11 protein-coding genes and 1 pseudogene are annotated in these 19,095 nt (G+C 37.1%); 7 read left to right on the top strand and 5 right to left on the bottom strand.

The genetic code is table 11. From position 1 onward, the window contains the following. Window positions 1-47: 47 nt before the first annotated feature. A complete protein-coding gene (locus tag EA341_RS05940) occupies window positions 48-929 on the top strand; it encodes a glutamate--tRNA ligase family protein (protein ID WP_293012297.1) in 882 nt (293 codons plus the stop codon). A gap of 58 nt (window positions 930-987) precedes the next feature. Here the strand turns inward: EA341_RS05940 and EA341_RS05935 are convergent, their stop codons facing one another. Then, window positions 988-2,469, bottom strand: a complete 1,482-nt coding sequence (locus EA341_RS05935; RefSeq protein ID WP_293012294.1) for a carboxypeptidase — start codon at window positions 2,467-2,469, stop codon at window positions 988-990. Between the two features lie 248 nt (window positions 2,470-2,717). Here EA341_RS05935 and EA341_RS05930 point away from each other — a divergent pair, with 248 nt between their 5' ends. Next, on the top strand, window positions 2,718-5,201 hold the full coding sequence (locus tag EA341_RS05930) for a DPP IV N-terminal domain-containing protein (protein ID WP_293012293.1): 2,484 nt from the start codon (window positions 2,718-2,720) through the stop codon (window positions 5,199-5,201). A gap of 113 nt (window positions 5,202-5,314) precedes the next feature. After that, entirely contained in the window at window positions 5,315-5,728 is a 414-nt protein-coding gene (locus EA341_RS05925; protein ID WP_293012290.1) for an OsmC family protein, read from the top strand. Window positions 5,729-5,763: 35 nt separating this feature from the next. On the opposite strand, the gene EA341_RS05920 is transcribed toward EA341_RS05925, so the two are convergent. The 4 genes from EA341_RS05920 to EA341_RS05905 all read right to left on the bottom strand — a co-directional run bounded on the left by EA341_RS05920 (window position 5,764) and on the right by EA341_RS05905 (window position 15,475). Beyond that, a complete protein-coding gene (locus EA341_RS05920) occupies window positions 5,764-9,981 on the bottom strand; it encodes a PAS domain S-box protein (RefSeq protein WP_293012287.1) in 4,218 nt (1,405 codons plus the stop codon). A gap of 340 nt (window positions 9,982-10,321) precedes the next feature. Then, complete coding sequence (locus EA341_RS05915; RefSeq protein WP_293012285.1) at window positions 10,322-11,983, bottom strand: cation:proton antiporter; 1,662 nt, start codon at window positions 11,981-11,983, stop codon at window positions 10,322-10,324. Then, entirely contained in the window at window positions 11,980-12,795 is an 816-nt protein-coding gene (locus EA341_RS05910; RefSeq protein WP_293012283.1) for a universal stress protein, read from the bottom strand. The genes EA341_RS05915 and EA341_RS05910 overlap by 4 nt, the downstream gene beginning before the upstream one ends. A gap of 124 nt (window positions 12,796-12,919) precedes the next feature. Further along, window positions 12,920-15,475: a phosphoenolpyruvate carboxylase gene (locus tag EA341_RS05905; protein WP_293012281.1), complete on the bottom strand. Its 2,556-nt coding sequence runs from the start codon at window positions 15,473-15,475 to the stop codon at window positions 12,920-12,922. Between the two features lie 234 nt (window positions 15,476-15,709). On the opposite strand from EA341_RS05905, the gene EA341_RS05900 reads away from it, so the two are divergent. The 4 genes and pseudogenes from EA341_RS05900 to EA341_RS05885 all read left to right on the top strand — a co-directional run. Next, entirely contained in the window at window positions 15,710-18,013 is a 2,304-nt protein-coding gene (locus tag EA341_RS05900) for a putative monovalent cation/H+ antiporter subunit A (protein WP_293012278.1), read from the top strand. A 99-nt stretch (window positions 18,014-18,112) separates the two neighbouring features. Beyond that, the gene (locus EA341_RS05895; protein ID WP_293012276.1) at window positions 18,113-18,523 is read left to right on the top strand and encodes a Na+/H+ antiporter subunit B; all 411 of its coding nucleotides are present in this window, start codon (window positions 18,113-18,115) and stop codon (window positions 18,521-18,523) included. A gap of 1 nt (window position 18,524) precedes the next feature. Further along, window positions 18,525-18,878: a Na+/H+ antiporter subunit C gene (locus tag EA341_RS05890; protein ID WP_293012274.1), complete on the top strand. Its 354-nt coding sequence runs from the start codon at window positions 18,525-18,527 to the stop codon at window positions 18,876-18,878. Then, a pseudogene (locus EA341_RS05885) lies at window positions 18,875-19,095 on the top strand (Na+/H+ antiporter subunit D); the annotation flags it as partial. The gene EA341_RS05890 and the pseudogene EA341_RS05885, both read left to right, overlap by 4 nt.

The following is a 19,095-nucleotide window of genomic DNA, read 5'->3' as shown; positions in this document are numbered from 1 at the left end:
CGTAATTTGATGTTTTCACTTACATGATTATTTCAACTTCCTTAAAAATGAAGAATCAACATCAATTAACCCGATTTGCGCCTACTCCAAGCGGGTTTTTACATTTGGGTAACATTTATTCATTTTTAACCACTCACCATATTGCCCAAAAAGAAAATGCAAAAGTTTTCCTGAGGATTGATGATTTGGATAAGGACCGAACCAGAAATAACTACATCAATGATATTTTCGAAACCTTGGATTTTTTGGAAATACCTTATGATAGAGGTCCAGAGAATCTCAAAGATTTTAAAAGTAATTTCTCTCAATTTTCGAGGTTGCATCTATATCGGGAAGCTTTGGAAAGTCTAAAAATCAATAAGCTAATTTTTGCGTGTGATTGTAGCCGGAAAAAAATACTGAAAATGAACCCAAAAGGCTTCTATACCGGTTTTTGTAGGAATAGACAGCTGAGTTTTGCGAATACCGATACTGCATGGAGGGTAAAAACTCCCCGAAACAATGATGTTCAGTTAAATGATTACTCCGGTATCACTATTACAGGAAAACTTCCCGGAGTTTTGAATGACTTTATCATTAGAAAAAAAGGTGGACTTCCCTCCTATCAGCTGGCTTCATTGATAGATGATATCCACTTTGGTGTAGACCTAATCGTAAGGGGTAAAGACCTCTATGGATCCAGCCTTGCACAAGTTTTTCTTTCAGGTCATTTGATCGGAAATCAATTTTCCGGAAATACATTTTACCATCATAAAATCCTCAAAAACGAAAAGAGTCAAAAACTTTCAAAGTCTACAGGAAGCACTTCAGTACAATATTTAAGGAAACAGGGCAAGAAAAAAGCACAGGTCTATCAGGCAGTGGCTGATTTGGCAGGTTTAAAAGGTCAATATAACAAACTGGAAGACTTCAGCATATTGGTAAATTAAAAAGCCGGCTTAAAAACCGGCTTTTTCTATATATTATTTACTTCTTTGCTTTCAAAGATTAATATTTGGCAGGCTTTCCTTCACCTGGAAGAGACATTTTGATAAACTCTCTGATGTCTTCATTTGAATTGGCTAAATCTTCAGCTCTCAAGTACATCATGTGACCTGATCTGTAACCTTTAAAATGTAGCCTGTCCTGCATTTTGCCGGCAGGATCCATTTGCCACATATTGTATTTGGCATTGAAATAATCAGTTCCACCATCAAAGTAACCGGACTGAGTCATCACATGCATATATGGGTTTTGTAACATGGCTTGAGCCAATTGTCTGCCTGTATTTTCATTACTTCTATCCCAAGGATGAACTGGACCGAATAGATTATATGTCAGGTCTGTATCTACCTTCAATACATTTTTGGCATAATAATTCATGGCAGGAGAAAAAGCATGGTTCCAAGAAGTCAATGCAGGATCATAATCATAGCGCTCACCTGCATCAGTCTGATCAATACCTCTATACCTACTATCCAACCTTCCGATTGTCAAACCTTGATCTCTCATAACTTCTTTCCAGTAAAAGCTGGTCGGCACAGCCAAAGCATGTTCCAAAATCACTTTTTCACTCATTCCGGTATAATAGGACATTTTCTTGGCAATTTCTTTTCTCTCTTCAGGATCTAAGGTTCCTCCTTTTGACAATGCAGGAATAAGAACATCCAAAGTATATGCTTCTACTTCCGGAAGGATTTCATCCAAATCTTTTGCTTGCAAGTCCGCTGGTAATACTTTATGATACCAGGAAGTAGCAGCAAAGTAAGGCAAGTAATTAGCCGCTGAAACCGGACCGCTTCTATCCAAACCCATGCCTGTTGGAGACACTAAAATTACTCCATTCAGGTACATCCAGTGTGAGTTTTGTAATTCATGCGCCATACCGGCAACTCTAGTAGTTCCGTAGCTCTCTCCTATCAGGTACTTTGGAGACTGCCATCTATTCTGACGTGTAGTGAATGTCTTCACCCAATCAGAAAGGTATTTGATATCACTGTTGATGCCGAAAAATGTAGATCTAGGCTCGTCTTTATCGAGAATCCTTGAATAGCCTGTATTGACCGGATCTATATATACTATATCTGCAACATCCAAGATAGAGTGAGGATTCTTACTTACCCCATAAGGCTGAAGTGGATAGCCCTCATCATCAATATTAAGCTTGTAAGGACCAGTATAAGCCAAGTGCATCCAAAGAGACCCAGATCCAGGTCCACCGTTAAAGGAATAAACCAATGGTCTTTTAGCTTTGTCTGTCACGTCTGTTCTTTCATAATATGTAAAGAATAAAGTAGCGATAGGTTCGCCATCTTCATTCCAAACCGGCATAGTACCAGCAGTAGCTTTGTAAGGAACGCGCTGACCTTTGATGGTAACTTCTCCATTGGTAACTGAACTGGATTCCACCTTGACTTCTCTTCTTTCTTGGGCCATTCCCCAAGTAAAAGTCAAAAGGATCATTGATAGTGTTAATAACTGTTTTTTCATAGTATTTGCGTGATTAATCTTATTCGAAGATAACAGTTATAGTCCCAAGCCAATTGAAATTTATGTTACCATACCAGCTTTTAGGATGAATGGAAAATAGCTCGTAACAAGCTTAAGGTCATAATTTTTATCAAAAAATCATTATACAACATCCTAACCGCTTGTGTAGAAATGGTGTTGGTTTATAGATTTTCATAATTGGAAAACTGAATTTCAATTAGTTTCAAAGTTTAAAAAACCAATTTTTAATGAAAAGATTAATAGTATTGATAGGTATCTTCCTATTTCATTCCCTTGCCCATGCGCAAGATTCATTCACTAAAGGAAATTATGAACTTGCGTCAAGGTTTTCTCCGGAAAAGCTAAAAAAAATGATTTTTTCAACTGATGTGAAGGCCCATTGGCTCAAAAATTCAGACCGATTTTGGTATGAATATGAAACTTCGGATGGCAAAAACTGGTATTTGGTCAATCCTGCAAATCGGACAAAAACCCAATTGTTTGACAAAGACGCATTGGCGGCCCAGTTGACATTAATCATAAAAGACCCTTTTGATGGCCAACACCTTGACTTGAAAGACCTAAAATTTGTTGAAGAAGAAAACGCACTTCAATTCAAAGTGAAAAGTTCTGAAGAAGTTCTAAAGAAAGATTGGGATGAAATCAAGGCAAAGAACAAAAATGCCAAAGATTCACTGGAAAAGAAAACGTTTACATTTAAGTACAGTTTGGCAAATCAATCTCTAACGGAAATAGAAGACCAAGAAGAAAAGAGAAAAAGACTTTCTTGGGCCAATATCTCTCCTGATTCTTCAAAAATAGTATTTGTGAAGCACGAGAATCTTTATTGGATGGATAAGGAAAATTTTCTGAAAGCCGTAAAAGATGAAAAAGACAGCACTATTGTTTCACATCAGATTACAGATGACGGTGAAAAGGACTATTCTTATGGTGGATCTGGAAGAGGTGACGACAATGTTGATGAAGAGAAAAAGAAAGACGATAGGAAAAGGGCTTCTGTGTATTGGTCACCCAACTCAAATGAATTTGTATTAAGTAGAACTGATGCCCGGCAAGTCAAAGATTTGTGGGTATTGCACAATACAAAAAATCCAAGACCAACATTGGAAACCTATAAATATGCCATGCCAGGCGAAAAAGAACAACCACGTAATGAACTGAAGCATTATTCATTTGATTCTGAGGAGATGACTGATCTGGAGATTGATACCTTCAAAGATCAGAGTTTAGGTATTTGGTCAGCAGACTTACTTGCTAGCCAAATGGATGATGATTTCAAGCCTGTTAAGTGGTTGGGAGATGAAAATTACTTTTACTTTACCATTACCTCTAGAGACCTTAAAAGGATCGATATATGTAGGTGGAATATCAAAGAAAATAAAAAAGAGGTTTTGGTAGAGGAAAGGAGTAATACCTACATTGAAGTTCAAAAGCCAAAAATCCTGAATAACGGAACAGAATTTATCCATTGGTCCGAAAGAGATGGTTGGGGACACTTTTACCTTTATGATGTCAATGGAAACATGAAAAGACAATTGACCTCAGGACCATACCATACAGAAAGTATCGAACGATTAGATGAGAAAAACAGGATACTATATTTCTCAGCCAATGGCAAAGAGAAAGATGAAGACCCCTACTATCTCCATTTATATAAAGTTAGCCTTAACGGCGGTAATGTCACTTTACTAAACCCGGGCAACTATGACCATAGAGCTTTGGTAAATGACAAGGCTACCTATTTTGTAAACAATTATTCTAGGGTAAATACAACTCCTGCATCCGCTCTTTATGATAATCAAGGAAGAAAAATCATGGATCTAGAAGAAGCAGACTTAAGATCTTTAATTGCCGCAGGTTATCAATTTCCCGAACCTTATACTGTCAAAGCGGACGATGGTATCACCGACCTGTATGGTGTAATGTATAAGCCTTTCGATTTTGACAGTACCAAATCTTATCCGATCATTGAATATGTCTATCCAGGCCCTCAAACCGAATCAGTCAATAAATCTTTTGGCCGGTCTATGGATAGGATAGACAGGTTGGCACAGTTGGGCTTTGTAGTAGTTACAGTAGGCAATAGAGGCGGTCATCCCGCAAGATCCAAATGGTACCACAACTACGGTTATGGCAACCTACGTGATTATGGGCTTGCCGATAAAAAAGCAGCCGTAGAGCAACTTGCTGACCGATATACCTATATAGACAGGTCAAGAGTAGGAATTCATGGTCATTCGGGAGGTGGGTTTATGTCCACAGCTGCAATGCTGGTCTACCCTGATTTTTTCAAAGTAGCAGTTTCTTCTGCTGGAAATCATGAAAATAACATCTACAACAGGTGGTGGTCAGAAAAGCATCATGGCGTCAAAGAGGTCATTACTCCAAAAGGTGATACTACTTTTGTCTATCAAATTGAAAGGAATCCAGACCTGGCAAAAAACCTCAAAGGCCACTTGCTTCTGGTAACAGGAGATGTAGATAACAATGTACATCCAGCCAATACCATTAGAATGGCAAATGCCCTTATCAAAGCAAACAAACGTTTTGACTTTATCATCCTACCGGGGCAACGGCATGGGTTTGGAGATATGACTGAATATTTCTTCTGGAGAATGGCTGACTATTATGTACAGCATCTTTTGGGAGATAATACACCCCGACCTGTAGATATGCTGGAAATCCAACGGGAAAAGGCCCTGACGAAATAAATCTATTTAGTAAAATTCAGTTAAAGGCTGTATCAATTTTTGGTACGGCCTTTATTATTTAATAACTTATAAGATAATTTAAAAGAAAATTTTTAACCAATAAAACCAAACCAATGAAAAGACATGCAACAGCCGTGTGGCAAGGATCAGGAAAAGAAGGAAAGGGAAATCTCAGTTCACAGACAGGCATACTGGACAATACCCAATATTCTTTTTCTTCTAGATTTGAAGACGGCAAAGGAACAAACCCAGAGGAATTGATAGCAGCAGCACATGCTGGCTGTTTTGCGATGAAGTTAAGCTTCGTTTTGGGCGAATCTGACCACACACCTGATGAATTAAAGGCGAAATGTACCATTACACTTGAAGATGGAAAGATCACTCAATCCAAAATAGAACTGAAGGCAAAAGTACCTGGCATATCCTTAGAAAAATTTGAAGCAGCTGTTAAAGATGCTGAAAAGAATTGCCCGATCTCAGTACTTTTGGATACTGAAATTGTAGTAGAATTCAGTTTAGAGTCATAGAGCATTTAGTTAGAAGGGGTAGTTTCTTCCCCTTCTTATTTTTTTAAGGTAAATGAAAATGTGCTTCCTTTACCCAGTTCAGAAATTACTTCTACCCTGCCCCCCAAGAGTTCGACATTCTTTTTGACAATAGCCAGACCTATACCAGAACCGCTATATTCATTCTTGGAATGGAGCCTTTGGAATAAATTGAATATTCTCTGATAATGCTGCTCTTCAATACCTATACCATTGTCTTTGATTTTGAATTCCCAAAAATCAGGGGTTTCTTCTGCAGAAATTTCTACTTCAGGAAATGATTGCGCATTGTTATATTTAATCGCGTTTCCTATAAGATTTTGGAATATTTGCATCAATATCATTTTATAAGATTTGATAGTAGGTAACTTTCCAATTTTGAATTGCACTTCTTTTTCTTGAATTAATCTCTTGTTGAGCTCCATTACATCATCGATAATATTTTTCACTTTAATCTCCTTTAGGTCATCTTCATGTCTACCTACTCTTGAGAATTCCAAAAGATCAAGCATAATGTGCTTCATCCTTGAGGCACCATCTTTTGCAAAGTGAATATATTGCTTGCCTTTATCATCCAATAAATCGCCATATTTCTTCTCCAGCAAGCCCATAAAACTGCTGATCATCCTCAAGGGTTCCTGCAAATCATGAGAAGCCACATACGCAAACTGCTCTAATTCTTGGTTTGAAAGTGCCAATTCCTCTATGCTCTTTTCTAATTTTTGATTGAGGTTTTTAAGAGATTCTTCAAATTCCTTTCTTGGTGTAATATCAGACAAGGCCCCAAGTGCCCTTGTTGCAACTCCATCGGCATTCCTTATAAAAATTGCTTGGTCACTTACATAAGCATAAGAACCATCTGATTTTAAAAATCTATATTCCTGATTCCAAGTTTCTTCGTTGACTTTCCCTGATAATAGCTGAAACATTTTTGAGGTTACCCTTTTTTTATCCTCAGGGTGTATTTTACTGATTAAGAAATGAAAGTCTGGAGCAATTTCCTTTGGATCATATCCAAAAAGGGTTTTGAACCCTGCTCCCCAAAATAATTTATCTTGACTTAAATCATAATCCCAAATGGCATCATTTGTAGCTCTTGAAATAATCTCAAATCGCTCATTAGAAGCTCTAATACTTTGCTCAGCCGTTTTCCTTTCGTGGATATCCTGCACACTTCCGTAGATCCTTACACTTTTACCATCAATTACTTCGGGATTCCCAATTACCCTTACCCACTTTTCTTCACCCTCTGCAGTAATGATGATGGATTCAAAATCAAACGATTCTCTATAATCAATGGCTCGATTTATTTCTGATATCAATAAATCCCGATAATCTTCCCTATGAAAATTTAAGGCGCTTTCAATGTCTGGCTGAAAATCATGAGGTACTCCATGTAAATCACATGTGATGGCATTCCAGATTAATTTATTGTTCATTAAATTAAGATCCCATCCTCCAAGCCGCGATACTTTCGTAGCCAAATTCAAAAGAATGGTCATCTTTTGAAATTCTGTAATATCCTTTAGCGTACCGATAACTCTTTTGGCTTTTCCATCATCATCCCTGAGAATAACAGCCGTATCTTGCACCCACCTGTATTCTCCTTTCCCATTCAACAACCTATATTTTACAGTAAGAGTAGTCTCAAAAGAATCATAAACTGTGGAATAAAATTTTTCCCTCACCTCCAAATCATCTTCGCTATACCGGAGAGACTGAATAAAATCAAGGTTATCCTTAAGCGGTTTTCTTTCGTGAAAGAATATACGTTCAAAGCTTTTGGCCAAGTACAATTCCTTTTCATCTGGAAGGTATTCATAGAGACTTTCTGAACTTGCTTCATTGAGCAATTCAAACATTTCATTGACCTTTTTCAGTTCTTTTTCAGCACTGATCCTTTCGGTGATATCAATGCCAGAGCACTGAATCTCCGAAGGGTTGCCATGGGAGTCACACAGACACACAAAGTCCCACAAAGTAGAAGCAGTTGTATTCTCCTTGCCAGGTTTATCAAGCTCAACCTTAAAAATAGTCTCAGGACTGCTGATGCATTTTTGTACAGCAACTTTTACTTTATTGTGATGATAGTCGCAAATACTTTTCAAAGAGCTCTTCCCTATTGGTTCACCATCATACACCCAGCCAAATTCATCTAAAAACTTTTTGTTGGAATAAGTATAATTTCCTTCGAGGTCTGTTCTAATAACATAATTGGTTTGGGACTCAAAAAACACCCGGTACCTTGCCTCACTCTTGGCAAGTTTTTGTTGTGCTTCGTATTTATCAGTAATGTCCCTAGAATTGACTACAATCCCTTCAATTAGAGGATCTGCAATCATATTGGTTGCAACTGTTTCCAGCCACCTCCAATTTCCATGAATATCCACAAATCTAAAAGGTTCAATTTCTAATCGTTTTTGATAAAAAAGATGCTCAAAATTAAATTTGACCCTATTTAAATCCTCTTTATGTATATAATCAAAAGCATTTTTACCCAAAAGCTGTTCAGGTAATATTCCTAAAATATTTTCAGAGGTTGGGCTCACATACAGATACTTCCCTGATTTATCCAAAATTGAGATCAAGTCTCCTCCGTCTTGTACCAAAGTTTTGAACCTTCGCTCACTTTCCATCACCTGAGTAATATCCATTGAATTGACCACTATGGCTTGGACTGCCTCATCTTCAATAAGATTAGTTCCAGTACTTTGATACCAAAGGTAGTATCCTTTCTTATGTAAGAACCTATAAGGACTTGATTGTACAATTCGATTATCCTTTAATTTTTCAAATTCAGATTGTACTCTTTCCCGATCATCTGAATGAAAAAAATCAAAACCATTTTTGCCAACCATATCTTTGGAATCATACCCTAGTTTCTGTTTAATATTCTGGCCTATTTCTAAGATATTGGCATTGAGATCAAGTAAAAACAATAAGTCAGAGCCTTCTTCTACAAGTGCTTTATACTTTCGTTCGTTTAGTTTTAGCTGTTTATCTGCTTCTTTAATTCGGGACATATCCATCCCCACTCCAAAAATGCAATTTTGGCCATAGTAATCTATCCTTGAAGCTTTAAAGTAAAATGGAGTTTGATTCCCACTTTTAGAAGTCATTATCGCCTCAACTTCTTCTGTTCCTACTTTGTATACTTGCTCAATGGCGTATTTTATTTTATCGAACTCCTTACCTTTATATAATTGCAATGGTTTGACATACTGAAATTCTTCTTCCGAATACCCAGCATAATCCAAAAGCACCTTGTTCCATAGGATATGCTTTCCCTTTTCATCAAATAAATAGAATGGAATGGGTAACTGATCTATAATTCTTCTGACAAGATTGACTTCTTCCTTTAATTTGAATTCTAGCTCTTTTTCCTTGCTGATATCCAATAAAAACCCATTTAACTTATTTGGCTTTCCATCTTTTTCTAAAACCTTAACTTTATCAAGGACCCAAATATACCTTCCGGATTTGGTCAGCATCCTGTACTCAAAACTGTGATCTTCAAGTTTTCGTGTCATATTGTGACAAAAATCTACAGCGAATTCTTTATCTTCTGGATGAATATGGTCTGCCCAAAATATGGGATTTGATAGCCATTCCTCCTGCGTAAAACCCAAAATATTTTTGACTTGAGCACTCACGTAGGAGAATTCAAAAGTTTGGGCATCAGCTTCCCAAAAGATCCCATTAATATTTTCAACAAGATTATCTCTTAGCGAATATTCTTGTTCGAGTTTATCAATTGCTGCTTGTTTTTCTATTTCCGTCAATCTCAACTCCAAAAGTTTGACCACTTGATTTTGAAGCTTTTTTATGGAAAGTAATTGTTCATCACCTAGTTGTCTTGGCTTGGAGTCAAGAACACATAATGCACCCAAAACAATACCATCCATGACTATTGGAAAACCTGCATAAAAAGTTAAATCAGGGTTATTTTTTAATATCGGAAGGTCTTTAAATCTGTCGTCTTTACCTAAGTCCGGAATGATCAATGGTTCATTGGGATTATCAAAGACATATTTACAAACTGATTCATCGAGAGGAATCTTATCTAAATCTATGCCACTACAGGATTTAAAAAATATCTCCTTCTCGTCAATAAGTGTGATTAGACTGATGGGTGTTTGACAAATAAAAGCTGCAAGTGAGGTGATATCGTCATACTCCTCTTCAGGTAAAGTATCTAAAATATTTAAGGATCTTAATTTTGTTAATCTTTGCAAGGTTTTTGGGTTTACTTTTTTTGACATAGGCCTTTGTACCAATTTAAACTGCTTGAAATGGACTAGGTGAACTTATCTGAATCCAAATAAGCAAGCGCATTTTATAAAAATTCTTTGAGAAAAATAAATCACATTAAGGCTCAACTGTCAATTGACGTCAAAATAGACGTTTTAAATCTAAATACTTAAAATATTTAAGTTTATTTACATTTTTAATCTACTCATAATCAAAAATATATTTGAGGGAAATGTAATTAAGAATAAATAAGGACTGTTTTTAGACTACCCTTACCAAGGCTAAGAGGGCTACTATTTGTATTCAAAATACAAAAATACTTGCTTACTCAATTACTGGTTTTAGGTATTCATTATAAAAGTTCGCAGCAGCTAACTCATGAGGCATCAAAACATTGTCAGCACCAAGTTCGGTCAAATACTTTTTATCTAAAGAATTTATTGCTGTAAGGTATAATTTTCCTTTATAATTAGACCTTTGAAGCTTTAATAGAAGATGCTTGGCAGATTCAGGAACAGCAACTGTATTGATGATACATTTTGCATTTTCATACGGAATATGCGTCAATAATTCTGGATCTTCAATGTCAGCATAAATTACGTGTTTGCCCTTCTCTCTGAACTCCTTTACTACATTAGGATCAAAATCAACTCCAAAATAGGTACAATTATCATCCTGTCCATCAATACGTTTTGTAATCTCAGAGCCAAGCCTTCCCAAGCCTATAATAATAGTATGGTAATCTTTTTCTTTTGCAGCCTCCTGATTTTCATTTGAATTCAATTTTTTCCTTTCAAAAATTGAAAGAGCTGGTGCAATCACCTGATAAATCTGATGGGAGTACAATATCAAATAAGTTGAAAGGGCAATGGTAATCAGTCCTACCAAAGTAATCAAGCCTAGAATTTCTTCATTGATATGTCCTACGCTCAACCCTAATCCAGCAAAAATCAAGGAAAATTCCGAAATCTGTGCAACTGTCAATCCAGCGAGAAAAGCTGTTCTTTTCTTATAACCCATTATTCCCATAATTATCAATACAATAATGGGATTGCCTATCAACACAAAAAACGAAAATATAAAAGCGCTAGGAACTTGTTCGCCAATAACTGAAAAATCCAATTCTGAACCCAAATTGACAAAGAAAAATAGTAATAAGAAATCTCTTAGACTTGTCAGCCTACCTGATACCAAATCTTTGAAAGGAGATGATGCCAAGGTAACGCCTGCTAAAAATGCCCCAACTTCACCACTGAAACCAATCAATTCACCCACACCAGCCAATGCAACAGCCCAAGCTATTGCAAACAAGGTCAGCAATTCGGCTGATTTTGCCAAAAAATGACTTACCCTTGGGATCAAGTATTTCATCATCAAAAAGGTAAAGGCTACGAAGATCGCACTGTAAAGTAAAGTAATACCAATCTCTTCAATAACCGAACCTTCCCCTTCTCTTCCTATGGTAGCCAAAACAATCATGACTAAAATCACAACAATATCCTGTACAATCAGAAATCCAATTGCAATCTGCCCATGAAGCGAACCAATCTCCTTTTTATCAGAAAGTAGTTTGACTATAATAATGGTACTACTAAATGTAAGGGCAACAGCAATATAAAAACTCTCCAGATTACCAAACCCGAGAGCTAGACCGATAAAATAGCCAAACAGTGAGGTAAATAAAACCTGTCCCAATCCAGTCAGCAAGGCAATTTTTCCAGTAGATTGAATCAATCGCAGATCAAGCTTAAGCCCTACTATAAATAAGAGTATAGCTATCCCGATTTCAGCAAGGAGGTGGATATTTTCTGTAGACTGTACGATATCCAAGGCCGAGGGTCCCAACAAAATCCCCAAAAAAATAAACATTACAATCAAAGGCTGTTTCAAAAACTGACCAATGCCGCCAAGTATAGCTGCAAATAGGAAAATCAGGGCAAATTCAGTAAAAGGATCTTTTGCCAGCTCTTGCAAATATTCAATCATGGAAGGATAATTAGTGGTGCGAAACTTTTGTAAACCAATTCATTGACCATAAACTTTCTTAGAATCTGATCAGAGAAAGATCTTGAACCCTTTTGGACCACCATAAAAGAGTGATCAAGATCTAGATAAAATTGTTTGAGCGATTCCAAAGCATGTGATCCATCAAAAACTTTAAATTCTGTTTCGATTTTTGAGATAAATTGCTCCTGTACTTCCTGTAAGAATGATTCTGTCTTGGACCTGTCTTCTTCATTTTTAAGAACTGAAACAAATTCAACAAATCGAAGAGATGTAGCTATCAATTCCAACAAACTGGAAAAGCTCTGTTTATTAAATCCCGATTTGAAATGAATACCTACCATTAGCTTTTCAGGATACAATTCCTTCAACTCAAGTGGTACTCCAATAATAAGATGCTTTAATTCATCAATGAGTTGGATTGTGGTACTGCCAATCAGAATTCTCGAAACCATACCCGCTCCTTTCATTCCTACAACTATGATGTCCTGTGGGTTGACATGTTTTGAATTTTTGATGAATTCAACTACACTTTCAGTAAATATTTGAGTTGGGAGGTTAATATCCAGCCCAGCTTTCTCCAAAAAATCATTGACTTTATTTTTCGCATCTCTTTTCAATTCATATTCCATTTTTAGACGCAAATCCGCACTTGAAAGAGAAGGGAAGAGCAAATTTATCTTATGAAGAATCAATAAATCAACATTGTATAGGGTTTGCCAAGATTTTGCCAACCTCAATTGCTCTTTCGAATAGGGAGAAAAGTCAATTGGAATAATAAGTTTTATGGCCATATCTGTTAAGTGCTGTTTGTTAAAACTAAAATAACCTAATATTTAGGAGTATTCGAAACAGATTCAAAAAAACAGTGAAAAAAGTAAAAAAAGCGCACTTGTTTCAAAGTGCGCTCTTGTAAAATTAAGCCGCATTTCTAGCAGCATTGATAATTGCAAACATGGTTCTTAGAATTAACATCTGCAGATTCCTATCCTCTTTACCGGTCTCCAACATAGTTTGAATGGCATATTGCTGTATGGTGATCACAGGAAGTACAATCTTTTCCCTGATAGCAATAGATTCTTTTGATGTAAGGTTGTCTTTAAGCAAGGAATCCATTCCCGACACTTCTAAAAGCATTTCAATGGAACGCTGATACTCATCAAACATCAACTTCCAAAATTCAGCATAGTCTTTATCGTCTTTCAAATAAGCTGTGGCTTTGTAGAATGATTTTGCCAAAGACTGCATGGAGTTCCCCAATAATGACCTGAAAAACAAAGAATCATGATATAACTTTTGTGCATTTTCAAACTCTCCTTCTTCTTTCAATTTAGCCAATGCCGCACCCACACCAAAGAATCCCGGAATATTTTGTTTCATCTGAGCCCAGGATCCAACAAATGGGATTGCCCTGAGATCCTCAAACTTCAAACCTGAGGATTTACCTCTTTTTAATGGTCTAGAACCAATATTGACTTGACCGAAAAACTTCAGCGGTGTCACATGTTCCAGGTAAGGCACGAACTTGGGATGACTTTTGAAATCCTTGTAAAACTGATAAGAAATATCTGCCATCTTATCTATAAGTTGACGCTGTTCCTCAGTTAGATTTTTATCCGAAGATGGATAAAGTTCGTTTTCCAAACCAGCGCAAAGTAATTGCTCAAGGTTATAAGTACAGGATACTTGTTTTCCATAATTGGCTGATATTGTCTGCCCTTGAATGGTAACTTGGATCTCTTCATTTTCTACTTTTTCACCCAAAGAAGCATAGAAATTATTCATATTACCACCTCCTCTTGCTGGAGGTCCTCCTCTACCGTCAAAGAACACTACACTGATACCGTATTCCCTAGAAACTTTGGTAAGTTCTTCTTTGGCACGTAGTATAGACCAATTAGCCCTGATATACCCGCCATCTTTGGTGCCATCTGAAAAACCAAGCATGATGGTTTGTTTGGCGTTTCTATATTTTAAGTGCTGACTGTACAACTTGTTCTCATAGAGTTGCCGCATGATTTCAGGCGCAGCAGCCAAATCATCAATGGTTTCAAACAAAGGCACTATATCCAAAGGAAGGTCTTTTCCTGCCTTGCCAAAACGCAATTTTGAAAGTTGAAAGACTTCTAAAATATGTAGTACTGATTGACAATTGGAAATGATATACCTATGCAATCCCTCTTCTCCATTCTCTTTTTGAACAGTTTTGATCGCATCGAAACTCTTCATCATTTCTTGATGGAACTCATCACTCAATTCAGACTGGTCAGGCAATCCATCTATTTCCAATAAATAATTTATTTTTTCATTTTCAGGCAAAGCCTTGTATTTATCCAATCCTGACTTCCCCGACTTCACTTCAATCAACTCATCCCATAATCCGTCATGTTTACGGCTATCCTGACGTACATCCATATTGGCAAAATGGAAACCGAAAATTCTAACCTTCAGGATAAACTCATCTAATTGATCTAAAAATAAACCATCATGAAAATCAATCAAACCCTGTCTGGCTTCCATCAGGTCAGCAATTAGTCCTTCTTTGCTTTTGTAATACCCTTGATTTTCAAAAAGTGAGCTGAAGAGACCATTCTCTACCCTGATCATCACAGGTTCCACATTTTTAAAAGTCAATCTCCTGCGTAGTTTTCTTACATCTCTGTAGTAGCATCTCAGTATCCATTTTTGCAATTTTTCCGCGACTTTCACAGTGATGTCATGGGTGACAAAAGGATTACCATCTCTATCGCCTCCCGGCCAAAAACCTACCTTCAACAGACCTGGATTATCCCATTCATGCAATGGTACATCTAAAGATTTCAAGAGTCTGATGAGGATATCAGGGATGCTTTGGTAAAAGACATTAACCAAAAACCATATCAAACTGACGGCCTCGTCCAGAGGAGATGGCTTTTCCTTATTGATAAAAGCTGTTTTCCCCAATTGTTGTAAAAGAAGATTAATATTTCCGAGATCATTGTTTCTGATAGCAGATTCCAGGTCTGTAATTATACCAAGGACACTTCCCGGGTAAAATTGAGTTGGATGGGCTGTCAAAGTAAGGCGGACTGAAAAAGTCTTGAGTTTTTGGATTAGAGCTTCTTTTTTACCGTCATTACCAGCACGAGCGATTAAAGCCGCTACACTTCCCTTGCCTTTTAGGTCATGGATTTTTTCAAATGCTGCATCCTCTATGGAATCAAAAAGGACTACCTGACGCTCAACATATTGGACCATTTTAAAAAGCAAATCATGTTTTTCCTGCTCGGAATTTTGAGTCATCATTTCATCAAAAAAACCCTGAATGATTTCTTTCGGTGTTTTGTCTTTTTCAAAACCATTCTGACATTTGGTGGATAAAATAGGTAAAAGTGTACCTGTACGATGAATGTCACTGAAAGGTAAATCTAAAAAAAGACTGTTGTAAATAGTAAAGCGCTTGGCTACCTCTGTTTGGTATGTGTTTATAGACATAGTAGGTTTAATGGTTAATTGACGTGAATTTAACGAAAAATAAATAAATCGCTTAGATAATATTAATATGTCTAACGAAATAACCACTAAGTTGCTGAATACTTAATGAATAGCCTTCAATTCATGCATAAATGTAAATAATTCTCATTTCCTTTAAACAAAGAAATATTTTAGGTAAAGATTATCTTTGTACTTTAGTGCACTACTATAATCCTTGAATTCAAAACCGACTATATGATTTTTGCAGTTATTTCCGGATTTATTTCTGCTGCGATCTTACCCATCTTTTCCCGTTTCAATAAAAATCTAGTTCCAAAGCTATACCCCTTTATTCCTTTAGGCATATTCATTTATCTGGCTTCATACCTTCACAAAGTCAATACCGAGGGTGCTCAATTTTGGTCTTATACATGGATTCCTAGTTTTGGAATCAACTTAGACTTCAGGTTAGATGGCTTATCACTCCTGTTTGGTCTATTGATAACAGGAATAGGTACGTTGGTATTCTTCTATACTTCTTATTATCTGAAGGAAGATAAATACCTGGATCGTTTCTATGGTTATTTGACCATGTTTATGGCAGCTATGTTAGGCTTGGTTATTTCTGACAACCTAATTGTCCTTTTCATTTTTTGGGAACTGACTAGTATAAGTTCTTTTTTCCTGATTGGGTATAAAAATGATGATCCTTCATCCAGAAAATCAGCACTTACAGCTTTAGGAGTCACGGGATTTGGTGGCCTGATACTTTTGGCAGGTTTGATTTGGATAGGATTTTTAGGAGGTGATTTTTCCTTCACAGAGCTACTAAATTCATCCGAAATCATCAAAAATCATGAGTCCTATACATGGATTATCATACTGGTATTTATAGGCGCATTTACAAAATCCGCTCAGTTTCCATTTCATTTTTGGTTGCCTGGTGCAATGAAAGCCCCTACCCCTGTCAGTACTTACCTGCATTCTGCGACCATGGTAAAAGCTGGGATTTATCTATTGGCCAGATTTACACCTTTATTAGGCGGTACAGATAGTTGGAATTGGACTTTAATGATAGTTGGTGGGATCACCATGCTTTATGCGGCCATACATTCCTTATTCAGGACTGACCTCAAAAGCATTCTTGCGTATTCCACTATTTCAGCACTTGGGATATTGGTTTTCTTGCTGGGAGTAGGTACTGAAGACGCCCTGCTAGCTGCAGGAATTTTCATCCTTACCCACGCTTTATACAAAGCAACACTGTTCCTGATTACGGGGATAATAGACCATGAAACCGGAACCAGGGAGGTCACCTCACTTGGTGGTTTACAAAGGGTAATGAAGCCGGTAGCCGTAGCAGGGTATTTAGCTGCTTTATCCAGTGCAGGTGTGCCCTTGTTCCTTGGCTTTATAAGTAAAGAAATTATGTATGAAGCCAGTTTTCATTATGGGAAATGGGCTATTTTGCTTACTGCGGCATTGGTAATCACAAAGATAATTTTATTTGTAGCCGGCTTCTGGGTTGGAGTCAAACCATTTACGGGAAGTCTTCCGGATGAACATCAAAGTGCCAAAATGCCCAGCCCTCTATTGTGGATTCCACCTGTATTGTTGGCATCCCTTTGCCTATTATTCGGGGTATTCCCTGGAATACTGGATAGATTTATGCAAGCTGTTTTCACCAGTATTCTTCCTGGAGCGCCTGAAATACACCTGGCCATTTGGCATGGTTTCAATTGGGTTTTGGTATTGAGTATTGTTACTTTAATATTAGGAACAGCACTTTATCTAGGATTAAAACCTTCTCAAATTTTGAGGGAAAAGGTTAAGGCTTTTGATCGTGTAGCACCCATACAATTGATAGAAAATATTGCTTTGGGCTTTCAGAAATTTGCAGAAAAATGGACTGGGTTTTTTCAGAATGGTTATTTAAGAAATTATGTAATTACCATTTTGTTGTTTCTGACAGTTTTAGCTGGATATAGGATTTATGACGGGGTGGATGTCCACTTGGATTGGAGTCAAATTTCAGAAATTACACCCTCTGAGTTTTTGGTTGTAGTGCTTATGGTCACCTCAATATTCTTTGCCATGATAACTAAAACAAGAACTGGAGTTATCGTAGCATTGGGAATAATAGGCTTGGCCAACTGTTTGTTTTTCCTTTATTATTCTGCGCCTGATCTGGCCATGACGCAGTTCTCCATAGACACTTTGACTGTATTGTTATTTATGTTGGTTTTATTTCAACTGCCTAAAAACAGGTCATTTTCAACCAATAAAATCCGTATCAGGGATGGTTTACTTTCCTTGATGTTTGGCAGTATGATCGCAATCCTAGCATTAGAGGTTTTTGAAGCACCTTCTTATACAGAGGTTTCGGATTATTATGCTGAAAACGCCTACCTATTGGCTAAAGGAAAGAATGTTGTAAATGTGATCTTGGTGGACTTCAGAGGTATAGACACCCTTGTAGAAACGATTGTACTAGTCATTGCAGCTATTGGTGTTTTTAGTTTGCTGAATCTCAAACTTAACCCAAATAAGAAAACCTAAGATGAAATACTTATGAAATACCATTACTGACAAAAAAATGTAGCATCAGGCGTAGGAGTTTACTTTCCTAGAGATCTTTGAATTACGAAATATACACACATGAAATCAATAATATTTCAAACTGCCTCGAAATACCTTTTACCGTTGCTTTTGCTGTTTTCGGTATTTATCCTGCTTAGGGGACATTATCTACCGGGAGGTGGATTTGTGGGAGGACTGATGGCAGCTATGGCCTTTATCCTTCATTCATTTGCTTTTGGCTTGAAAGAAACCAAGTCAATTGTCAAGATGGATCCTAGGCATTTAATGCCAATAGGATTGACCTTAGCCATAGTTGCAGGCCTAAGCCCATGGTTTGTGGGATTACCGTTTATGACTGGAATTTGGTATGACGAGCCTTTGAAATTAATTGGTATGGTCGGGTCCTCTCTCTTTTTTGACATTGGGGTTTACCTGGTAGTCATTGGCACCACCTTAACCATTATATTTTCAATTACAGAAACAATTTGAAATGGAGCTGCTACTGATATTCATAATCGGTCTTTTGCATGCAGCAGGCATTTACATGCTGCTCAGAAGAAGTATGTTTAAAATGATCATAGGACTTATACTGCTTGGAAACGGTGTCAACTTATTGATTTTTGTACTCGGCAGATTGGTTAAAGGAAAACCTCCGGTGATTGATGAGGCATCCAATGTCTTTACTGAAATTTATGCGGATCCGGTACCGCAAGCACTCATCCTGACTGCAATTGTTATCGGGTTTGGCTTACAGTCTTTTGCCATCATCTTGATCAAGAGAGTATACAAGGTACTTGAAACGGATGATTTGGATGAATTGAATTCAACGGACGAAGAGATATGAGCAATACTTGGATAATTTTACCCATCGTTTTCCAGTTGGCTTCAGCTGTTCTTTTGCTGTTCTTTTGGAGTTATATCAAAGTACAAAAAATCCTAAGTATTACATTGTCACTTATAGGATTGGGGACTTCGCTTTGGCTCTTCACCTCTGTATATGATGATGGAATATTGGTGATGCAATCTGGAAATTGGTCTGCACCATTCGGAATTTCCTTTGT

The organism is Mongoliibacter sp. (genome assembly GCF_007692705.1).
GTDB lineage: Bacteria > Bacteroidota > Bacteroidia > Cytophagales > Cyclobacteriaceae > Mongoliibacter.
The sequence above is the reverse complement of the archived record's forward strand: the minus strand, read 5'-3'. Positions and strand labels throughout refer to the sequence as shown.

Bases quoted from the DNA above. Each gene is read 5' to 3' on its own strand.
- EA341_RS05895 (WP_293012276.1), top strand. From the start codon at position 18,113: ATGAAATCAATAATATTTCAAACTGCCTCGAAATACCTTTTACCGTTG.
- EA341_RS05930 (WP_293012293.1), top strand. From the start codon at position 2,718: ATGAAAAGATTAATAGTATTGATAGGTATCTTCCTATTTCATTCCCTT.
- EA341_RS05925 (WP_293012290.1), top strand. From the start codon at position 5,315: ATGAAAAGACATGCAACAGCCGTGTGGCAAGGATCAGGAAAAGAAGGA.
- EA341_RS05935 (WP_293012294.1), bottom strand. From the start codon at position 2,469: ATGAAAAAACAGTTATTAACACTATCAATGATCCTTTTGACTTTTACT.
- EA341_RS05910 (WP_293012283.1), bottom strand. From the start codon at position 12,795: ATGGCCATAAAACTTATTATTCCAATTGACTTTTCTCCCTATTCGAAA.
- EA341_RS05915 (WP_293012285.1), bottom strand. From the start codon at position 11,983: ATGATTGAATATTTGCAAGAGCTGGCAAAAGATCCTTTTACTGAATTT.
- EA341_RS05940 (WP_293012297.1), top strand. From the start codon at position 48: ATGAAGAATCAACATCAATTAACCCGATTTGCGCCTACTCCAAGCGGG.
- EA341_RS05905 (WP_293012281.1), bottom strand. From the start codon at position 15,475: ATGTCTATAAACACATACCAAACAGAGGTAGCCAAGCGCTTTACTATT.
- EA341_RS05900 (WP_293012278.1), top strand. From the start codon at position 15,710: ATGATTTTTGCAGTTATTTCCGGATTTATTTCTGCTGCGATCTTACCC.
- EA341_RS05890 (WP_293012274.1), top strand. From the start codon at position 18,525: ATGGAGCTGCTACTGATATTCATAATCGGTCTTTTGCATGCAGCAGGC.